Annotated in this window: 15 protein-coding genes; 3 read left to right on the top strand and 12 right to left on the bottom strand. The window is 68.7% G+C overall.

Annotated features, from left to right (window positions below):
- Positions 1 to 4: 4 nt before the first annotated feature.
- Positions 5 to 688 (bottom strand): hypothetical protein, encoded by a 684-nt coding sequence (locus tag RCO38_RS14695; RefSeq protein WP_308329089.1) that lies wholly within the window; start codon positions 686 to 688, stop codon positions 5 to 7.
- 253 nt (positions 689 to 941) lie between these two features.
- On the opposite strand from RCO38_RS14695, the gene RCO38_RS14690 reads away from it, so the two are divergent.
- Entirely contained in the window at positions 942 to 1,640 is a 699-nt protein-coding gene (locus tag RCO38_RS14690; RefSeq protein WP_308329088.1) for a DUF5666 domain-containing protein, read from the top strand.
- 33 nt (positions 1,641 to 1,673) lie between these two features.
- Here the strand turns inward: RCO38_RS14690 and RCO38_RS14685 are convergent, their stop codons facing one another.
- From RCO38_RS14685 to RCO38_RS14650, 8 genes are all read right to left on the bottom strand, one after another.
- On the bottom strand, positions 1,674 to 2,240 hold the full coding sequence (locus RCO38_RS14685; RefSeq protein WP_308329087.1) for a hypothetical protein: 567 nt from the start codon (positions 2,238 to 2,240) through the stop codon (positions 1,674 to 1,676).
- Entirely contained in the window at positions 2,216 to 2,536 is a 321-nt protein-coding gene (locus RCO38_RS14680; RefSeq protein WP_308329086.1) for a c-type cytochrome, read from the bottom strand. The genes RCO38_RS14685 and RCO38_RS14680 overlap by 25 nt, the downstream gene beginning before the upstream one ends.
- Positions 2,537 to 2,696: 160 nt before the next feature.
- On the bottom strand, positions 2,697 to 4,388 hold the full coding sequence (locus tag RCO38_RS14675; RefSeq protein WP_308329385.1) for a PQQ-dependent methanol/ethanol family dehydrogenase: 1,692 nt from the start codon (positions 4,386 to 4,388) through the stop codon (positions 2,697 to 2,699).
- 297 nt (positions 4,389 to 4,685) lie between these two features.
- A complete protein-coding gene (locus tag RCO38_RS14670; protein WP_308329085.1) occupies positions 4,686 to 5,684 on the bottom strand; it encodes a quinoprotein relay system zinc metallohydrolase 1 in 999 nt (332 codons plus the stop codon).
- Positions 5,681 to 6,478 (bottom strand): quinoprotein dehydrogenase-associated SoxYZ-like carrier, encoded by a 798-nt coding sequence (locus RCO38_RS14665; protein WP_308329084.1) that lies wholly within the window; start codon positions 6,476 to 6,478, stop codon positions 5,681 to 5,683. The genes RCO38_RS14670 and RCO38_RS14665 overlap by 4 nt, the downstream gene beginning before the upstream one ends.
- Before the next feature lie 21 nt (positions 6,479 to 6,499).
- A complete protein-coding gene (locus tag RCO38_RS14660; protein ID WP_308329083.1) occupies positions 6,500 to 7,345 on the bottom strand; it encodes an ABC transporter permease in 846 nt (281 codons plus the stop codon).
- On the bottom strand, positions 7,327 to 8,529 hold the full coding sequence (locus RCO38_RS14655; protein ID WP_308329082.1) for an ABC transporter substrate-binding protein: 1,203 nt from the start codon (positions 8,527 to 8,529) through the stop codon (positions 7,327 to 7,329). The genes RCO38_RS14660 and RCO38_RS14655 overlap by 19 nt, the downstream gene beginning before the upstream one ends.
- On the bottom strand, positions 8,526 to 9,530 hold the full coding sequence (locus tag RCO38_RS14650) for a PQQ-dependent catabolism-associated beta-propeller protein (protein ID WP_308329081.1): 1,005 nt from the start codon (positions 9,528 to 9,530) through the stop codon (positions 8,526 to 8,528). Before RCO38_RS14650 ends, RCO38_RS14655 begins: the two co-directional genes overlap by 4 nt.
- Positions 9,531 to 9,823: 293 nt before the next feature.
- Here RCO38_RS14650 and RCO38_RS14645 point away from each other — a divergent pair, with 293 nt between their 5' ends.
- Both RCO38_RS14645 and RCO38_RS14640 read left to right on the top strand, forming a co-directional pair.
- Entirely contained in the window at positions 9,824 to 10,765 is a 942-nt protein-coding gene (locus RCO38_RS14645; RefSeq protein ID WP_308329080.1) for a Bug family tripartite tricarboxylate transporter substrate binding protein, read from the top strand.
- Positions 10,762 to 11,520, top strand: a complete 759-nt coding sequence (locus RCO38_RS14640; RefSeq protein WP_308329079.1) for an ABC transporter ATP-binding protein — start codon at positions 10,762 to 10,764, stop codon at positions 11,518 to 11,520. The genes RCO38_RS14645 and RCO38_RS14640 overlap by 4 nt, the downstream gene beginning before the upstream one ends.
- A 94-nt stretch (positions 11,521 to 11,614) precedes the next feature.
- On the opposite strand, the gene RCO38_RS14635 is transcribed toward RCO38_RS14640, so the two are convergent.
- The 3 genes from RCO38_RS14635 to RCO38_RS14625 all read right to left on the bottom strand — a co-directional run bounded on the left by RCO38_RS14635 (position 11,615) and on the right by RCO38_RS14625 (position 15,812).
- Positions 11,615 to 13,705, bottom strand: a complete 2,091-nt coding sequence (locus RCO38_RS14635) for a TonB-dependent receptor family protein (protein WP_308329078.1) — start codon at positions 13,703 to 13,705, stop codon at positions 11,615 to 11,617.
- A 92-nt stretch (positions 13,706 to 13,797) separates the two neighbouring features.
- Positions 13,798 to 15,162, bottom strand: a complete 1,365-nt coding sequence (locus RCO38_RS14630) for a sensor histidine kinase (RefSeq protein WP_308329077.1) — start codon at positions 15,160 to 15,162, stop codon at positions 13,798 to 13,800.
- Positions 15,159 to 15,812 carry a response regulator transcription factor gene (locus tag RCO38_RS14625; RefSeq protein WP_308329076.1) on the bottom strand — a complete coding sequence of 218 codons (654 nt, stop codon included), beginning with the start codon at positions 15,810 to 15,812 and terminating at the stop codon, positions 15,159 to 15,161. Before RCO38_RS14625 ends, RCO38_RS14630 begins: the two co-directional genes overlap by 4 nt.
- Between the last annotated feature and the right edge of the window lie 68 nt (positions 15,813 to 15,880).

Raw genomic sequence — 15,880 nt, 5'->3', positions numbered from 1 at the left:
GGGGTCAGTTCTTGCCGCGGCCGCCGTTGCCGCCGCCGTTGCCGCCGCCGTTGCCGCCGCCGTTGCCGCCACCATTGCCGCCACCGTTGCCACCGGCGTTGCTGCCACCCTTGCCGCCGCCACCGTTGCCGGCATTGCCGCCACCCTGGCCGCCGCCGTTGTTGCCGCCGCCGCTGGCGCTGCCACCGCCCTTGCCGCCGCCCGAATTACCGGCGCCGTCGCTGCGGCCCTTGCCCGCATCGGCTGGCCGGCCCAGCGCCACACCCACGGTGGTCTGGTCCGGCGTCTCGGTGGTCACAGTGTCACGTGGGGTTTTGGTCTTGCGCAGGGCGTCCTTCTCGGCCTGGTCGGCGCGCTTGGCGGCACTGACCACCGCCCCCAGGCGCAGGCCCAGGCTGTTGGCGATCGCGCCCCAGCCCATGCCCTTGTCGCGCAGCGCCTGCACATTGCTCGCCGCCAGGGCCATCTGCTCGGTGGTCGGCTCGGTGATGCCCTGCTTGCTGAGGTCCGCCTTGGCCAGCTGCATGACGAGTTCCTGCTGGCGGGCCGATGGCGAAGTGGTCGGCGCGGTCGGGGGGGTGGTCCCGACGGTCACGACCACATCGGCCGCCGAGGCGGTGCCCATGCAGGCCACTGCGGCAACAGCGAGCAGGCCACGGGCGAAAGAAAGGTGGTGCGGGGTCTTCATGATGGTTCTCCTGTGTGGTTGACGGTGCGGCGATGCTACCCGCCCGGGTACCACCCACCGTGTCCGTTTGTTACGAACGGAGTCCCTGGCCAGACGGTCCGCAACCGAAGGTAAGCATTGAAAAACTGCTCCCCATTTCAGCCTGCCTTAAGGCGAGCCCGCGATCTTCTGCACCGACGCGGGCGGCCCCTCCCCACCGTGCCGGCATGTGTCGCCCGACCGTCGTTCACAACTACACCGAGGACCCTCCACCATGACGCCAGCCACCACCACGCTGATCCGCTTCCCCATGGCCGCCCTGCGGCTGATGACCGCCTCCATGCTCATCGCCGGTCTGGCCGCCTGTGGGGGCGGGGGAGGAAACGACAGCAGCACCGCCAGTGACCGCTCGCTGACAGGTACCGTGACGAGTTTCGAGAGCCCGCAACGCTTCAGCGTCGACGGCATTCCGGTGGATGCCAGCGGCTCCAGCGCCACGCCCCAGGGCATGACCACCGGCAGCCGGGTGGAAGTCCATGGCCAGATGGTGAACGGCACGCTGCAGGCGAGCAAGGTCGAATTCGACGACAGCGACGACCGCGACGACGACAACGCCAATCCGAACGAACTCGAAGGGCGCGTCACGGCCTACACCAGCCCCACCAGCTTCAGTGTGGACGGCATCCCCGTGGACGCCAGCGGAGCACCCAGCACGCTGGCGGTGGGCATGCGCGTCGAGGTCTACGGAACCATGGCCAACGGCGTCCTGGTGGCCAGCCGCGTCAAGATCGAGGACGGCGACGACGACTCCGATGACGACGCGGACGACGACAACTGCACCGCCACCGGCAAGTCCGATTGCCATGATGACGATGGCGACGAGCATGACGACGGAGACGACCACGACGACGATTCGGACGACAGCGACGACGACTGTGCCGAGGCAGGCAAGTCGGACTGCGACAAGGATTGAGGCAGGCGTGCGGACCGTCCGTCCGCACGCAGCTCACTCGATCCGGAGTTCCTGCACCCAGCGCGCACCGGGTGCAAAGTCGTCCCGGTCCAACCGGCCGTAAGGTGGCTCGTCGGGTTTCTCGGGCGGCACGCCGATGCGGTTGAGGTCCACCGCCTGCGGTGTGCCCACCAGTCCGGTCGGCGTCGGTGCGAACTTGAAGATGATGCCGTTCCAAAGCTTGGCGCCGAAGTCGGCCGGCTGCTTGAAGAAGAACAGCAGGTTGTGCTCGAGCCAGGCGAGGTCGCCGGCGCCAACAGAGCCCGGGTGCGGATACGGATAGGGTACGAAGCAGGTGATTTCCGGTGCCGCCGGCAGGCACTTGAATTCGCGCATCGAGAGGAAGTGGTCGCGCATCACCGCATGGTCCATCTTCACCTGGAAGCGGGTCCGGCCACCGCTGGGCGCACCGAAGGTCACGGTGCCGATGCGGGTGCGCTGGCCGTCGCGCGTGACCGCCACGAGGGACTTCTCGCCCTCGGGCAGGGCCGGCTGTGCCACCGCAGCGCCCATGCAGAGCACCGCGGCCAGCGCGGTCAGTGTTTGGCGGTCATGACCCATTGCGCCAGGGTCTTGATGTCGGCCGCGCTCATGTTCGGGTGGGCGGGCATGGGGATGCGGCCCCACTTGCCCTTGCTGCCGTACTGGATCGACTGGACCAGGTTGGCCACGGCGTCCTTGTCGTTGCGGTACTTGTCGGCCACATCGCTGTAGGCGGGGCCGACGATCTTTTCCTTGGCCGAATGGCAGGAGAGGCAGCCGTTGTTCTTGGCGATTTCGATGGCAGCGGCTTCATCGACTGCGTGGGCAGCGCCGGTGGCGAGAACAAGACTGGAGAGGAGAAGAAGGGTGCGCATGATCAGAAACCAGAAAAACACAGACGAAAAAATGGACGGGAGCCCAGCGTGACAAAGGACGTCTGGAGCCCCATCCAGCACACACCGAGGAACCGGCCTGGCCGGGCCTCAGGTGTGGTCCCCCCTCAAGGGGGAAGCCGCTCAGCGGCGCAGAGGGAAATCACTTCGTCAGCTTGAAGGTCCAGACGGAGCCGCCCTGTTCCAGGAAGTTGACCTTCTTGGCCACTTCACCACCCCACAGCGGCACCGCGCCACCCCAGCCGGAGACGACCGAGACATACTGCTCGCCGCCTTCGGTCCAGGTGATCGGAGGCGCGACCACGCCGGAGCCGGTCTGGAACTGCCACACGACCTTGCCGGTCTTGGCGTCGGCGGCCTTCAGGTAGCCCTCGGGCGTGCCCCAGAACACCAGGTCGCCGGCCGTCAGCACGCCACCCCAGAGCGGGGCCTCGTTCTTGACTTCCCAGGCCACCTTGCCGGTCTTCGGGTCGATCGCGCGCAGCGAGCCGATGTGGTCGTCGAACAGCGGCTTGATGGTGAAGCCGGCGCCCAGGTAGGCCGCGCCCTTCTTGTAGGTGATGGGCTCGTTCCAGATCTCCATGCCCCATTCGTTGGTGGGCACGTAGAACAGGCCGGTCTTGGGGCTGTAGGCCATGGGCATCTGGTTCTTGCCGCCCAGGAAGCCCGGCGCAGAGAACACCGCCTTGCCCTTGGAACCATCGCCGCCAGCGGCCGTCGGGTCGCCCGGACGGTTGTCGGCCACGTAGTTCGGACGGCCGGTCTTGAGGTCGATGCCGGTGGCCCAGGTCACCTTCTTCACGAAGGGGAAGGCGTTGAGCAGCTTGCCGGTCTCGGCGTCGTTCACATAGAAGAAGCCGTTGCGGTCGGCCTTGGCACCGACGCGCTTGCCGTCCATGTCGAAGGTCACGAACTCGTTCACGCCGTCGTAGTCCCAGCCGTCGTTCGGCGTGGACTGGTAGTGCCACTTGATCTGGCCCGACTTCACGTCGATGGCGACGGTGGAGGCGGAGTAGAGGTTGTCGCCCTTGCGCACGTGGCTGTTCCAGGGGCCGGGGTTGCCGGTGCCGAAGTAGGCCAGGCCGGTCTTGGGGTCGTAGGTGCCGCCCAGCCAGGTGGCCGCGCCGCCGGTCTTCCAGGTTTCGCCCGGCCAGGAGGCGTTGGTGGTACCGGTGATGCCGTTTTCCTTGCCGTCCTTGTAGCCCATGTGGCCTTCGACCACCGGACGCGTCCAGACCATCTTGCCGGTCTTGGGATCGCGCGCTTCCACGCGGCCGACCACGCCGAACTCACCGCCGGACACGCCGGTCAGCAGCAGGCCTTCAGCGATCAGCGGGGCTGCGGTGTAGCTGTAGCCCGCAGAGTAGTCGTCGATCTTCTCGCGCCAGACCACCTTGCCGGTGTCCTGGTCCAGGGCCACCAGCTGGGCGTCCAGCGTGCCGAAGATGACCAGGTTGTCGTACAGCGCGGCGCCGCGGTTGATCACGTCGCAGCAGGGCATGATGCCCTCGGGCAGACGGTGTTCGTACTTCCAGAGTTTCTTGCCGGTCTTGCTGTCCACCGCGTAGATGCGCGAGTAGGACGCGGTCACGAACATCTTGCCCTTGTGCACCAGCGGCTGGCTCTGCTGGCCGCGCTGCTTCTCGCCGCCGAAGGACATGGACCACACCGGGACCAGCTTGTTGATGTTCTTGGCGTTGATGCCCGTCAGGGTGGAGTGGCGCTGGCCTTGCGTGCCCAGGCCCCAGCTCAGAACGTTGTCGGGCGTCGCGGCGTCGTTGGCGATCATGGCGTCGGTCACGCCCTGGGCGCTGACGTGGGCCGTGGCGGCCATGACCAAAAGGCTCAGTAGGGTGCGTTTCACTGTGGGTCTCCTGCTCGTTCGAGGGTTGATGGCTTTTCTGTGGTGGGTGCCGCCGGACCGCTCGTGGCTCCGACCCTCCGGTGCCTGGCGTACACATCACGCAAAGGAATTGGCAACATCCGTGCCAGCGGCAGGGCCCCGAAATGCCTAGGGTTTACACCGACTTTTGGACGGCTCGGACACCCTGGAAGTGGTCCCTGCGCGTCTCAACTGCGCCAATGAAGCGACGGTGACCGGGACACCTTTGTGACACTGTTCAAAAATGGGTCACCTGGCGGGCGCAACCAGCACCCGCTGCTCGTAGCGCGGGTACCACTGGGTCAGCGAGCGCTGCAGTTCCGCTGGCTGCGCGGCCCACTTCGCGAAGCGCTCGGGCACCGGCGTGCGCAGCACCTCGCCCAGGTCCAGTCCACGCTCGGCGGAGGTCTGCATCAGCGCCGTGAGCCACTGCAGCCAGTCGCGCGTCTGCCGCAGGCCGGCCAGCCCCTCGTGCACCGGACCATGGCTGGGCATCACGGTTTTCGCCTGGCCGCTGGCGAGCAGCTGTTCCAGCGTGTCCAGGCTGGCCAGCCAGGCGGCGAAGTCGGCGTGCGGCGTGGTCGGCACACGCTCGGTGAACACCAGGCCGCCCGCGAACAGCACGCCGGTGCTGGTGTCCAGCACCACCAGGTCGTCGGCCGTGTGGCCGTGCAGGCGCATCAGCGCCAGCTGGTGGCTGCCCAGTTGCAGCGTCTGGGGCAGCGCCTTCGGGTCGATGGCTTCGCGCGACGGCGAGGACTCGGTGCCCCGCATCCAGTCGCCGCAGAGCCGATAGAGGTTGTCGGCGTAGGCACCGCCCTCGGCGCGCGCCCCGGCGATGGTGCCCGCCAGCGCCTCGGTCGGCCGGTCGGCCCAGGCCTGGTGGCCGAAGAAATAGTCGGGGTGCAGGTTCAGCTGCAGCACCTTGCGCACGGGCGCCTTCGTGACCCGTTCGATGGCGCGGCGCTGCTGCTCGCCGTACAGGCGCGAGGGGCCCGTGTTGATCACCACCACGCCGTCGCCGGTGTCGATGAAGGCGGTGTTGATGATGTTGCAGCCGTTGGCGCGCGAGAAGTCGGCCACCTCGCCCTCGATCACCCAGGTGCCGGGCGCGATGGGGCGTGGCTTCAGGTCGTAGTCCAGCCGCGCCATGTCGGGCTTGGAGGCGAACGGAGGCACGGTCACCGGCTGCGCCAATGCCGCGGATGCCGCCAGCGTCCACAGCGTGGCCACGCCCAGGCGTCTCATGCCCTCACCTCCGCGTCGATGCGGTTGCCGTTGTTGTCGCGGCCGATCAGGCGGAAGGCCGGCGGCGACTGCGGCGGCAGCTCGAAGGTGATGAGCGGGTTCTCCGACACCGGCTCGTGCAGCGCGAGCCGCCACCAGGGTTGGCCGCCCGGGTCCTGCAGTTCCATCTGCTCGATGTAGAAGGCGGGGATGCCGGCCACCAGGCCGGTGTCCATCGGGTGCATCACGCGCAGCCGCAGGCGGCGGCTGCCCTCGATCACGTTGTTGAAGAAGCGCGCCTGCACCTGGCCCAGCGTCTTGCTCCACGACCCGTCGGCGCGCGTGATGCCCGGCACCGTGCAGCCGCCGCCGGCCGCCTGCACCCAGGTGCTGCCCACATGCCACCGGCCATCGCGCGTCTGCACGAAGGCACGCACCGGAGAGGCCTGTTCCATGCGGATGCGGAAGGCCAGCATGGGCAGTGCCTGCAGGGGCTCGAAGTCCAGCACCTGGCGCACCGGGTTGCGGTCCACCGACACCTTGATGCGCACCACCCCGCCACCGACAGCGGACAGGCCCCGCGCGTCCACCAGCAGCGGCACGTTCATCGCGTCGTCTGCAAAGGCCGGTCCCTTGACGATCACCGCGTCGCTGAACTTCGCCGTGGCCTTGCCGATGGTCTGCTCGCGCAGGCTGGGGTACTGCATGGAGCCCAGCGGATCGCCGCCGGTCTGGTCGTCCTGCGCCAGTGCAGATCCACCGATCAGCGCGGCGGTCGACAGCAGCCATTGACGGCGGTTGGAGGCAAGGCGCATCACTGGATCTCCGGTCCTGGCTCAACCGCCAGGTTTCTTGCTGATCGATCCGCGCTGAGGGTCGTAGCCCCACAGCGCGGCGACAAAAAACACCACCGTGCAGCCCAGCACCACCGCCCAGGCGGTGCTGTTGAACTGCCCGTACATCGCAAAGCGGATCGCCTCCACCGCGTGCGTGAAGGGGTTGGCCTGGGCCAGCTTGAGCAGCCACCAGGCACCCGACTCCTCGAGCTTCCACAGCGGGTACAACGCGGGGCTGATGAAGAACATCGGGAAGATCACGAAGTTCATGGTGCCGGCGAAGTTCTCCAGCTGCTTCACGTAGACCGACAGCACCAGCCCCACCGAAGCCAACATCACCGCGCCACACACCATGGCCAGCAGCGCGGCCGGCAGGTGCAGCAGCGGCAGCTCGACGCCGAAGGCCCAGGCGATGGCGAGGAACACCACCATCTGCAGCACCGACAGCGCGGTACCCGCCAGCAGCTTGAAGGCCAGCAGCCAGCCGCGCGCCAGCGGCGCGGTCAGCAGCAGGCGCATCACACCCATCTCGCGGTCGTAGACCATGGACAGCGAACTCTGCATGCCGTTGAACAGCGCCACCATGCCCAGCAGGCCGGGCACCATGTATTCCTTGTATTCGACGTAGGTCTCGTAGGGCGGCGCGATCGCCACGCCGAACACGTTGTGGAAACCGGCAGAAAACACCACGAACCACAGCAGCGGCCGCACCAGGGCCGAGCCCAGGCGCGAGGGCTGGCGCAGGAAGCGGCCGATCTCGCGGCCCACCACCGCACGCAGGGCGCGCAGCAGGTGCGGCAGCAGGGCGGGCGCCGGGTCGGGGGTGTTCAGGGTCGCTGCTTGCATGCGCTTTCCGCTTCGTCCACGCCCAGCGTGTCCATCACTTCCTTGGGATGCAGCACGCCGTCCAGCGGCGCGGTGCCGATCACGCCGTCCACATGGCTGAGGAAGATCGGCTGGCGCAGCTGACCGTCCCAGGCGCGGAATGACAGACGCGGCCCCTTGAAGCCGTCCACCGCCACCGGCCCGCCGCGCAGGGCCTTGAGCTGCTGGGCCACCGGCGCCTTCGGCAGGTCGACCAGCACGGTGGCCACCGCACGGCCCGCGATCCAGGCGGCCCAGTCGTGGCCGGTCATCGGGCGCTTGTGCTCCTTGGCGAAACGGCGCGAGAGCTGCGGGCCGCCGTTGCGCTCCCACAGCGGGTGCCAGGGCACGGCCACCAGGCCGCTGGCGCCCACCACCGGCCGTGGCAACTGCGTGGCATAGGGCACGGTGCGCGCGAACTCGCCGTCGCTGTCGAGCACGGCCACCACCTCGTGCTCGCGGTCGCTGCCGGTGAGCAGGCGCACATTGCCCAGGTCGCGCTCGCGCGGGTCGCCGGTGAGCTTGAAGGGTTTGGTGGAGGTGGCCTTGACACCGAAGCGCTTGGCCGAGCGGTTGAAGGCGTCCACCAGCAGCGCGTCGCCCGGCAGCGGGCCCTGCAGCACCAGGGCCTTGCGCCAGTTGCGCGCGGCCAGGTACTGCGCCAGCGCGTCGCTGAGCATGGCGCGGCTCGGCACGGTGTGCAGCAGATGGGCCGCGCACTGCGCGCCGCGCAGCGCGTCGTCGTCGGCCGCGGCGTTGAACACGATGGCGCCACCGAGCGCGGCCGGCGCCGCCTGCACCAGCGCGCGCAGCTCGGCCGCCGGCAGGTCGGCCACCACGTGCTGCACCTTGGCCGCCTTCAGTTCGGCCAGCGCCTTGCCCAGGCCCGCCGCGTTCGGCAGCACCACATCCCTCACCTCCAGCGCGATGCCGGCGGCGTCCAGTTCAAACGCCGAATCCTCGGCCGCCAGCCGCACGCCGTCGATGGCGCGCCCGGTCGGATGACCGGGGTAGGCCTTCTCCAGGCGCCGCGGCGCGTGGCGCGGATCGCCGTCGAGCGACACCACCGCGATGGTGAGCTTCGTGGCCGCCAGCGACGGCAACGCCGCTGCCAGCGCGAGTGCGCCCAGCAGGGCACGCAGAGGTCTGCTCGGATGCAACGTCATTTGCTCACGAGAACGGTGTGTGGAACTCGGCCTGCAGGCACTGTCTTCAGTGCTTTGCCCGACGCCGTGTCCACCAGCGTCATGTCGTCCGACAGCCCGTTGGCCACGAACAGCGTCTTGCCGTCCGGCGTGAAGCCCAGGCCCCAGGCGCGCTTGCCCACCAGGATCTGGTTCTTCACCGCCTTGCTCGCCACGTCCACCTCGGCCACGTGGTTGGCACGGCCCAGGCCCACCCACATGCTCTTGCCGTCGGGACTGATGGCCATGCCGACCGGCGTGATGTCGGCCGCCCGCATGCCCTTGACCTCGAACTTGATCTTCTGCTTTTCGGTGTGGGTCTTGGTGTCGACCACGCTCACGGTCGCATCCAGTTCGTTGGTGACCCACAGTTCGCCGCCGTCGGGCGACATCACGAAGCGGCGCGGGCGCTTGCCGACCTTGATGTTCTTGGTCACTTTCTTCGTGCCCAGGTCGATCACGTGGACCACGTTGGCCACTTCGGAAGTCACGTAGGCCGTCTTGCCGTCGGGCGTGACCAGCACCCCCTCGGGTTCGCCCCCGGTTTTGACCTCGAACAGCGGCTTCTTGCCCACAACATCGTAGGCGCCCAGCACGCTGTCGTCCTCCACCGAGACGTAGGCCGTCTTGCCGTCGGGACTGAGGGCAAACATCTCGGGGCTTTCGCCCAGCGGCACCGTGCCGGCCAGCTTGCCGCCGGCCACGTCCACCACGCCCATGGCGTTGCTGTCACCGCAGATCACGTAGATCTGCGAACCGTCGCCATTGAACTTCATGTCGCGCGGGCGCTTGCAGACGTCGATGGCGCCTTGCCGCTCTCCTGCGGTGTTGAACACATAGAGCTTGTTGTCCTTCTCGCTGGACACGTAGACCTTGCTCTGGGCGTGGGCCGGGAGGCCGAAGGCGAGTGTGGCGCCCGCGGCGCACAGGGCCGTGGTGAGGGGGCGCAGGGAACGGCGGAACGCGGTGGCACAAAGGGCCATGGGTTTGTCTCCTTGATGTTGTGTCGGGTCGCGACCGGGTGGCTCGGCACCTCGGGCGCGCGAGCAATGTGCAAATTCGGTGCCAGTGCAGCGGTGGCTGTCACTGGAACAGAATTTGCCTCAACATCCCCTGTCCCGAGGGAGCTCCGAGGGACAGGAGACTATCAGGCCCCGCCATGAGACACACACCGCTGTTCCCAGCGTTCAAAAATGACACAGGGATAACCCTGAGCCGTGACACACAACCCGCCGCCCACCCCTCGCGCCGCGGCTTCCTGTGGCAGGCCGGCGCGATGGCCCTGGCGTCGGCGGCGCCGCTGGCGAGGGCACAGGCGCCCTTCCCCAGCAAGCCGCTGCAGCTCATGGTGCCCTGGCCCGCGGGCGGTCAGACCGACCTGACGATCCGCATCCTCTGCGAAGAGGCCGAACCGCTGCTGGGCCAGCCGGTGGTGGTGGTCAACAAGCCCGGTGCGGCCGGCACGCTGGTGGCACCCGCCCTGAAGGCCGCCGAGCCCGATGGCCACACCATCGGCCAGGTGCCCATCACCGTCTACAGGCACGCCCTGATGAACCACGTGCCCTGGGACCCGCTCACCGACCTCGCGCCCATCCTGCAGGTGTCGGGCGTGAGCTTCGGCCTGCTGGTGCCGGCCAGCAGCCCGTTCAAAACAGTCACCGAGCTGATCGACTGGGCCATCAAGCACCCCGGCGAGTTGATCATGGGCTCCACCGGCATCGGCACCACCGCCCACCTGGCGATGGAAGAGATCCTGCTGCAGCACAACGTGAAGTACGTGCACGTGCCCTACAAGGGCACGGCCGACCAGATGCTGGCCATCGCTGGCGCGCAGATCATGGCGGGCGTCAACTCCACCGGCTTCGCGCCCTGGGTGGAGAAAGGCCAGATGCGCCTGCTCGCCACCTTCAATGCCACGCGAAACCCGCGCTGGCCCGACGCGCCCACCATGCGCGAGCTGGGTTACCCGCAGGCGGTCTACACCTCGCCCTGGGGCCTGGCCGCGCCGGCCACCACGCCGCCCGCGGTCATCCAGAAGCTGCACGACGTGTTCCACAAGGCCATGTTCAGCGAACGCCATGCGGGCGCCCTCGCCCGCTACGATCAGTCGCTCGACTACCTGGGCACGCGCGACTACCGCCAGGCCGTGCTCGCCACGGTCGAGCGCGAGAAAAAGCTGCTCGCGCGCATGAACCTGCTGGCCAAAACCGCCTCATGACCGAACCCACACCGCCCGCCTCCGACACCGTGCTCCAGGCCGAAGGTCTGCACAAGGCCTACAGCGGCAAAGCCGCACTCAAGGGCGTGAGCCTGTCGCTGCGGCCCGGCGAGATGGTGGCGCTGCTCGGCCCCAACGGGGCCGGCAAGTCCACGCTGCTGCAGTTGCTCACCGGGCTGTTCACACCCGACCAGGGCGCCATCACGGTGCTCGGTCAGGACATGCGCCAGCACCCGGCGCGCGCGCTCGCGGGCCTGGGCGTGGTGTTCCAGCAGAGCGCGCTCGATCTGGACCTGACGGTGATGGCCAACCTGCTGTTCCACACCGACCTGCACGGGCTGCCGCGCCAGACGGCGCGTGAGCGCATAGCCGCGCAGCTGACTGCCATTGGCCTGCAGGACCAGGCGAAGGCCGTGGTGCGCAGCCTCTCGGGCGGCACGCGGCGCAAGGTGGAGCTGGTGCGCGCGCTGCTGCACCGGCCGCGCGTGCTGCTGATGGACGAGGCCACGGTGGGCCTGGACCCGGCCTCGCGCCAGCAGCTGCTGGACACGGTGCGCGGCCTGTGCAGCGCGCAGGGACTGGCTGTGCTCTGGGCCACGCACCTGATCGAAGAAGTGAAGACCGCCGACCGCCTGCTGCTGCTGCACCAGGGCACGGTGCGCTTCGACGGCAGCATCGACACCTTCATGGCCGCCGCCGAGGGCCCGGACTTCCAGACGGAAGTGCTCAAGGCCTTGCAGAAGCCGGGGCTGTAAGCCAGGCGATCCGGCGCCGGGCCGCCCCAAGCCGGATCCGCCCCCTTGGGGGGCAGCGACCCGCGAAGCGGCGGAGCGTGGGGGCTCGCTCGCTTCAGAAGGCGTAACCGACGGTCACTCCCAGGCCCCACTGCCGGCCCGGTGCCGGCTCGAAGAAGCGGCGGTTGCCGTCGTTGGCGATCACCGAACCGACGGTGGCCTTGTCGGCCAGGTTGTCGACGCGCAGGTACTCCTTGAGCGTCCAGGCGCCGAGCTTCTGCTCCCAGCCCAGGCGCAGGTTGAACAGCGTGGCCGCGTCGGTGCGGTCGCTGTTCACATCGTCCACCACCATCGAGCCGCGGTGCACCGCCTCCAGCGCGGCGGTGAAGCCGGGCCAGGCGCGCGGCTGCCACGCGACTTCGCCGAACAGCGTGCGGTTCATCGTGCCGGGGATGCGGTTGCCCTTGGCCACGGTGGCCCCGCTGCTGCTGGTGAAGGCCTGGTCGAAGCGCGCGTTCAGCGTGGAAAACGCCAGGTGCGTGCGCCACTCGGGGCTCCACTGCGCGCTGTGCGCCAGCTCGATGCCTGAGCGGCTGGTCTTGCCCGCGTTGGTGTAGACCGTGCGCCCGCCGCTGCTGGACGCCACCACGATCTCGTCGCTGGTGCCGATGTGGAACAGCGCCGCGTCCAGCCGCTGGCCTTCGCCCAGCTTCGTCTTCAGGCCCAGTTCCACGTGCGTGCTGCGTGCGGACTTGAGGGCCAGGTTCGGCCCGCTGCCGTCGGCGGTGTAGGCGATCTCGGTCAGCGTCGGCGTCTCGAAGCCGCGGCCCACGTTGGCGTAGACGTTGGTGTCGGCGCTGAGGTGGCGGGTGAGGCCGATCACCGGGTTGGTGGCGCTGAACTCCGCACGGCCGCTGTCGTCCGGGTTGCCGGGGCGCACGAAGAAGTCCTGCACCCGGAAGCTCACCCGGTTGGCGCGCAGGCCGGCCACCGCGCTCCAGCCTTCGTTGATCGCCCAGTCGGCCTGGGTGTAGACGCCCGTGCTGTCGACGCTGTCGTCCTCGTCGCGCTTGAGCTCGCCTTGCTCGCCGAAGTTGTTGATGAAGCCGCGGCGGCGCTCGCTCATGCGCTCCACATCCAGCCCCGCGCTCAACCGAACCTCGCCTTCGCCGGCTGCGATGCGCCGCGCGTAGCGCAGGCCGGTGCCGCTGTAACTGCGGTCCAGCTGCACCACGCCGCCCGCCGCAGTCGGCGAGGTCTGCGCCACCAGCGGGATCGAGAGCCGGTTGTCCAGGTCGCGTTCGCCCGCGTACACCCGTGCCGAGAGCTCGCTCTTCGCATCCAGCTGGTGTTCGGCCACCAGTCCGACCTGGTTCTGCGACACGTCCTTGCCGGCCTTGTACAGCGTGGAGTTCGGCACCGCCTGGCGTGGGTTGGCCTCGAACTGTTCGCGCGTCAGGCCCAGCGGGTCGCCCGATTCGGGCTGGTCAAACGCATTGGCCACCAGGGTGACTTTCGTCTGCTCGCTGGCCGACCAGCGCAGCTTGGCGTTGGTGTGCTTTCGTTTCGCTGCGCTGTTGGTGCGCCAGCCGTCGGTGGAAAAGTCGCTGTGGTCGATCACGTAGTTCAACGAACCGCTCTGCCCCGCGGCCTGCAGGCCGTAGCGGCGCAGTTGGTCGGAGCCCGCGTCCACGCTGAACCGGACCTCGGGCTTCGCCGGGCCGTCGGCGGTGAACACCTGCAGCACACCGCCGGCCGAGTTGCCATAGAGCTGGGCCAGCGGGCCACGCAGCACCTCGATGCGCTGGGCCGAGGGCAGGCTGATCGTCGAGGCCTGGCCCTGGCCGTCGGGCATGGTGGCCGGAATGCCGTCGACGATGAGCCTGGCGCCGCGGATGCCGAACGGCGAGCGCGAGCCCGAGCCGCGGATCGACAGCTGCAGGTCCTGCGCGTAGTTCTGGCGATTCAGCACCGTGATGCCGGGCACCCGGGTCATCACCTCGGAGAGGTTGACGCGCGGGCCCGCGGCCTCGATGGCTACCCGGCCGACGGCCTGCACCGAGGCCGGTGCGTCGAAGCTCTGCTGTTCCTGCCGCGAGGCACTGACGACGACCTCCTGCAGGGTCTGGGCGCCGGCCGTGCCGGCCAGGGCCATGAGCAGCGCGGCGTTCAGGCGCCGCAGGGTGAGGGTGGGGCGTGGGGTCATGTCTTGTCTCCGGGAAGGATCCATCCTCCAACAAGTTCCATGCCACGCGCGGTGGGACCGCGAATGTTCAGGAATGGAACACCGGACGAGGTTCAGGCCGCCGCAGGCCACGTCACCATGAACACAGTTCCCTGCCCGCCGGGCCGGTCGGCAATGGACACCTGGGCGTTCAGCCTCTGCGCGGCCCGCTGCACGATCGCAAGCCCCAGGCCACTGCCTTTTGATCCGGACGAACCGGAGCGGTAGAAGCGATCAAACACCAGGAGGCGTTCGTGGGCCGGAATGCCGGGGCCGTCGTCGGCCACCTCCAGGTTCACCCGGCCACCTTGCCGCTTCAGCGACACCTCGACCGACCCAGCGTCGGCCCCGTGCTGGATGGCGTTGCGCACCAGGTTCACCAGCGCCAGCCGCAGGGCTTCCGTGTCCACAGATTCCACCATCTGGTCAGGTGACTGCAGGGCCAGGGTGCTCCCCCGACCCGAGGCGAGCGGCTCGAGCTCGATCAGCGTCTCGCGCGCCATCTCGACCAGATCGACCGCCTGCGGTGGCTTGAGCGTCGCATGTTCCAGCGCCGCCAGCATGAGCAACTGGTTGACCTGGTGCGAGGCGCGCTGCACGCCCTGCTCCAGCGCCTGCTGCGCCACCTGGCGCTGGGCTTCGTCGCGCGCATGGGCCAGCACGTGGGCCTGCGCCGCCACCACCGCCAGCGGTGTCTTGAGCTCGTGCGCGGCGTCCTGCACGAAGGACTGTTCCAGCTCTCGCTGGTGGCGCGAGCGTTCCAGCAGCACATTGGCAGCCTCGACCAGCGGCGCCAGTTCCACATATCCGGTCGGCTCCTGCAAGGGCGTCAGATCGTCCGGTGGCCGGCGCGCGATCTGGCGCGTCAGCGAGCGCAGGGGCCGCAGCCCGAGCCACACCGCCAGGGCCATCGGCAGCACCACGAAAGGCAGGGCCAGCAGCAGATAGCCCAGGATGTCCCGACCGATCAGGGCCATGGCGGTGGCGTCGCTCATCACCGGCACCCACACCACCAGCCGCCAGCGCGCGTCCTCCTGCTCCATCACCCAGTAGCGGATTCCCCGGTGTTCGGTCTCTCCCGAACGGCTGTCACCGGCCGCATCCGGTGGCATGCCCCCTTCGGACTCGTAGACCACCCGCCCCTGGGCAGAGCGCAGCTGGAACAGCAACGCACCAGGCGCCGCGTTCTCGGCATTTCGCCTCAGCTCGTTGTACTGCCGGTCGGCCGCCAGCAGGGCCACGCGGGCCTGCGGCTCGTCCAGACCCTGCAAGGCGTTGAGCGTCGCCCGGGCAATCTTCCCGAACGACTCGCGGTCCCGCACATCCTGCTTGAAGGTCCAGAAGTCCTTGAGCGACAGCACCACCCAGACCAGCAACAGCGCCGCCAGCAGCGCGAGCACAGTGCGCCGCAACAGGGAAGGCCTCAACCACGGCTTCATGCGATCAGCTGGTAGCCCACACCCCGCAAGGTGCGGATGCGGTGCGCGCCGATTTTCCGGCGCAGGTTGGACATGTGGACCTCGATCACGCTGCCCTCCAGGGGCTCACCCAGCGGCTGCAGACGCCGGCCCAGGGCGCTCTTGGACACCACCGCGTCCGGGCTGCGCGCCAGGGCTTCGAGCAACTGGAACTCCCGGCCGGACAGCTCCACCGACACACCATCGACCCAGACGCGGTTGTCCCTGGGCGCGATCTCCAGCGCTCCGATGCGCCAGCGCTCGCTGGCCTGGCGTGCCTGCCGGCGGTGCAGCGCACGCAGGCGTGAAATCAGCTCGGCCATGGCGAAGGGCTTGGGCAGGTAGTCGTCGGCCCCCCCGTCCAGACCCGCCAGGCGCTGCGGCAACTCCGCACGGGCCGAGATGACCATGACGGGCACCAGCCAGCCGGCCCTGCGCCAGCCGCGCAACAAGTCCATGCCGTCCGCCTGCGGCAAGCCCAGGTCCAGCAGCACGGCGTCGATGCCCGTGGTCTCCAGCCCTTGAGCCCCTTCGGCCGTGCGGTGCCAGAGCACCGACAGTCCTTCCTGCCGCAGGGCGTTCAGGATGGCCTGCCCCAGGTCCAGATCGTCTTCCAACAGCAGCACATGCATGGCGGCAGTCTAGCGAGCCAAGCTTTGGCTTCGCTAAAGGCTGGGCCGCTAGGCTGCGCGCATTGCCA

The organism is Hydrogenophaga pseudoflava, assembly GCF_031020795.1.
In the GTDB taxonomy this organism is placed as follows: domain Bacteria; phylum Pseudomonadota; class Gammaproteobacteria; order Burkholderiales; family Burkholderiaceae_C; genus Hydrogenophaga; species Hydrogenophaga pseudoflava_A.
The sequence above is the reverse complement of the archived record's forward strand: the minus strand, read 5'-3'. Positions and strand labels throughout refer to the sequence as shown.

Excerpts from the sequence above, each read along its gene's own strand:
- RCO38_RS14630 (WP_308329077.1), bottom strand. The coding sequence starts at position 15,162 with ATGAAGCCGTGGTTGAGGCCTTCCCTGTTGCGGCGCACTGTGCTCGCG.
- RCO38_RS14645 (WP_308329080.1), top strand. The coding sequence starts at position 9,824 with ATGGCCCTGGCGTCGGCGGCGCCGCTGGCGAGGGCACAGGCGCCCTTC.
- RCO38_RS14690 (WP_308329088.1), top strand. The coding sequence starts at position 942 with ATGACGCCAGCCACCACCACGCTGATCCGCTTCCCCATGGCCGCCCTG.
- RCO38_RS14660 (WP_308329083.1), bottom strand. The coding sequence starts at position 7,345 with ATGCAAGCAGCGACCCTGAACACCCCCGACCCGGCGCCCGCCCTGCTG.
- RCO38_RS14655 (WP_308329082.1), bottom strand. The coding sequence starts at position 8,529 with ATGACGTTGCATCCGAGCAGACCTCTGCGTGCCCTGCTGGGCGCACTC.
- RCO38_RS14650 (WP_308329081.1), bottom strand. The coding sequence starts at position 9,530 with ATGGCCCTTTGTGCCACCGCGTTCCGCCGTTCCCTGCGCCCCCTCACC.
- RCO38_RS14695 (WP_308329089.1), bottom strand. The coding sequence starts at position 688 with ATGAAGACCCCGCACCACCTTTCTTTCGCCCGTGGCCTGCTCGCTGTT.
- RCO38_RS14675 (WP_308329385.1), bottom strand. The coding sequence starts at position 4,388 with ATGGCCGCCACGGCCCACGTCAGCGCCCAGGGCGTGACCGACGCCATG.
- RCO38_RS14670 (WP_308329085.1), bottom strand. The coding sequence starts at position 5,684 with ATGAGACGCCTGGGCGTGGCCACGCTGTGGACGCTGGCGGCATCCGCG.
- RCO38_RS14665 (WP_308329084.1), bottom strand. The coding sequence starts at position 6,478 with ATGCGCCTTGCCTCCAACCGCCGTCAATGGCTGCTGTCGACCGCCGCG.
- RCO38_RS14635 (WP_308329078.1), bottom strand. The coding sequence starts at position 13,705 with ATGACCCCACGCCCCACCCTCACCCTGCGGCGCCTGAACGCCGCGCTG.
- RCO38_RS14640 (WP_308329079.1), top strand. The coding sequence starts at position 10,762 with ATGACCGAACCCACACCGCCCGCCTCCGACACCGTGCTCCAGGCCGAA.
- RCO38_RS14685 (WP_308329087.1), bottom strand. The coding sequence starts at position 2,240 with ATGGGTCATGACCGCCAAACACTGACCGCGCTGGCCGCGGTGCTCTGC.
- RCO38_RS14625 (WP_308329076.1), bottom strand. The coding sequence starts at position 15,812 with ATGCATGTGCTGCTGTTGGAAGACGATCTGGACCTGGGGCAGGCCATC.
- RCO38_RS14680 (WP_308329086.1), bottom strand. The coding sequence starts at position 2,536 with ATGCGCACCCTTCTTCTCCTCTCCAGTCTTGTTCTCGCCACCGGCGCT.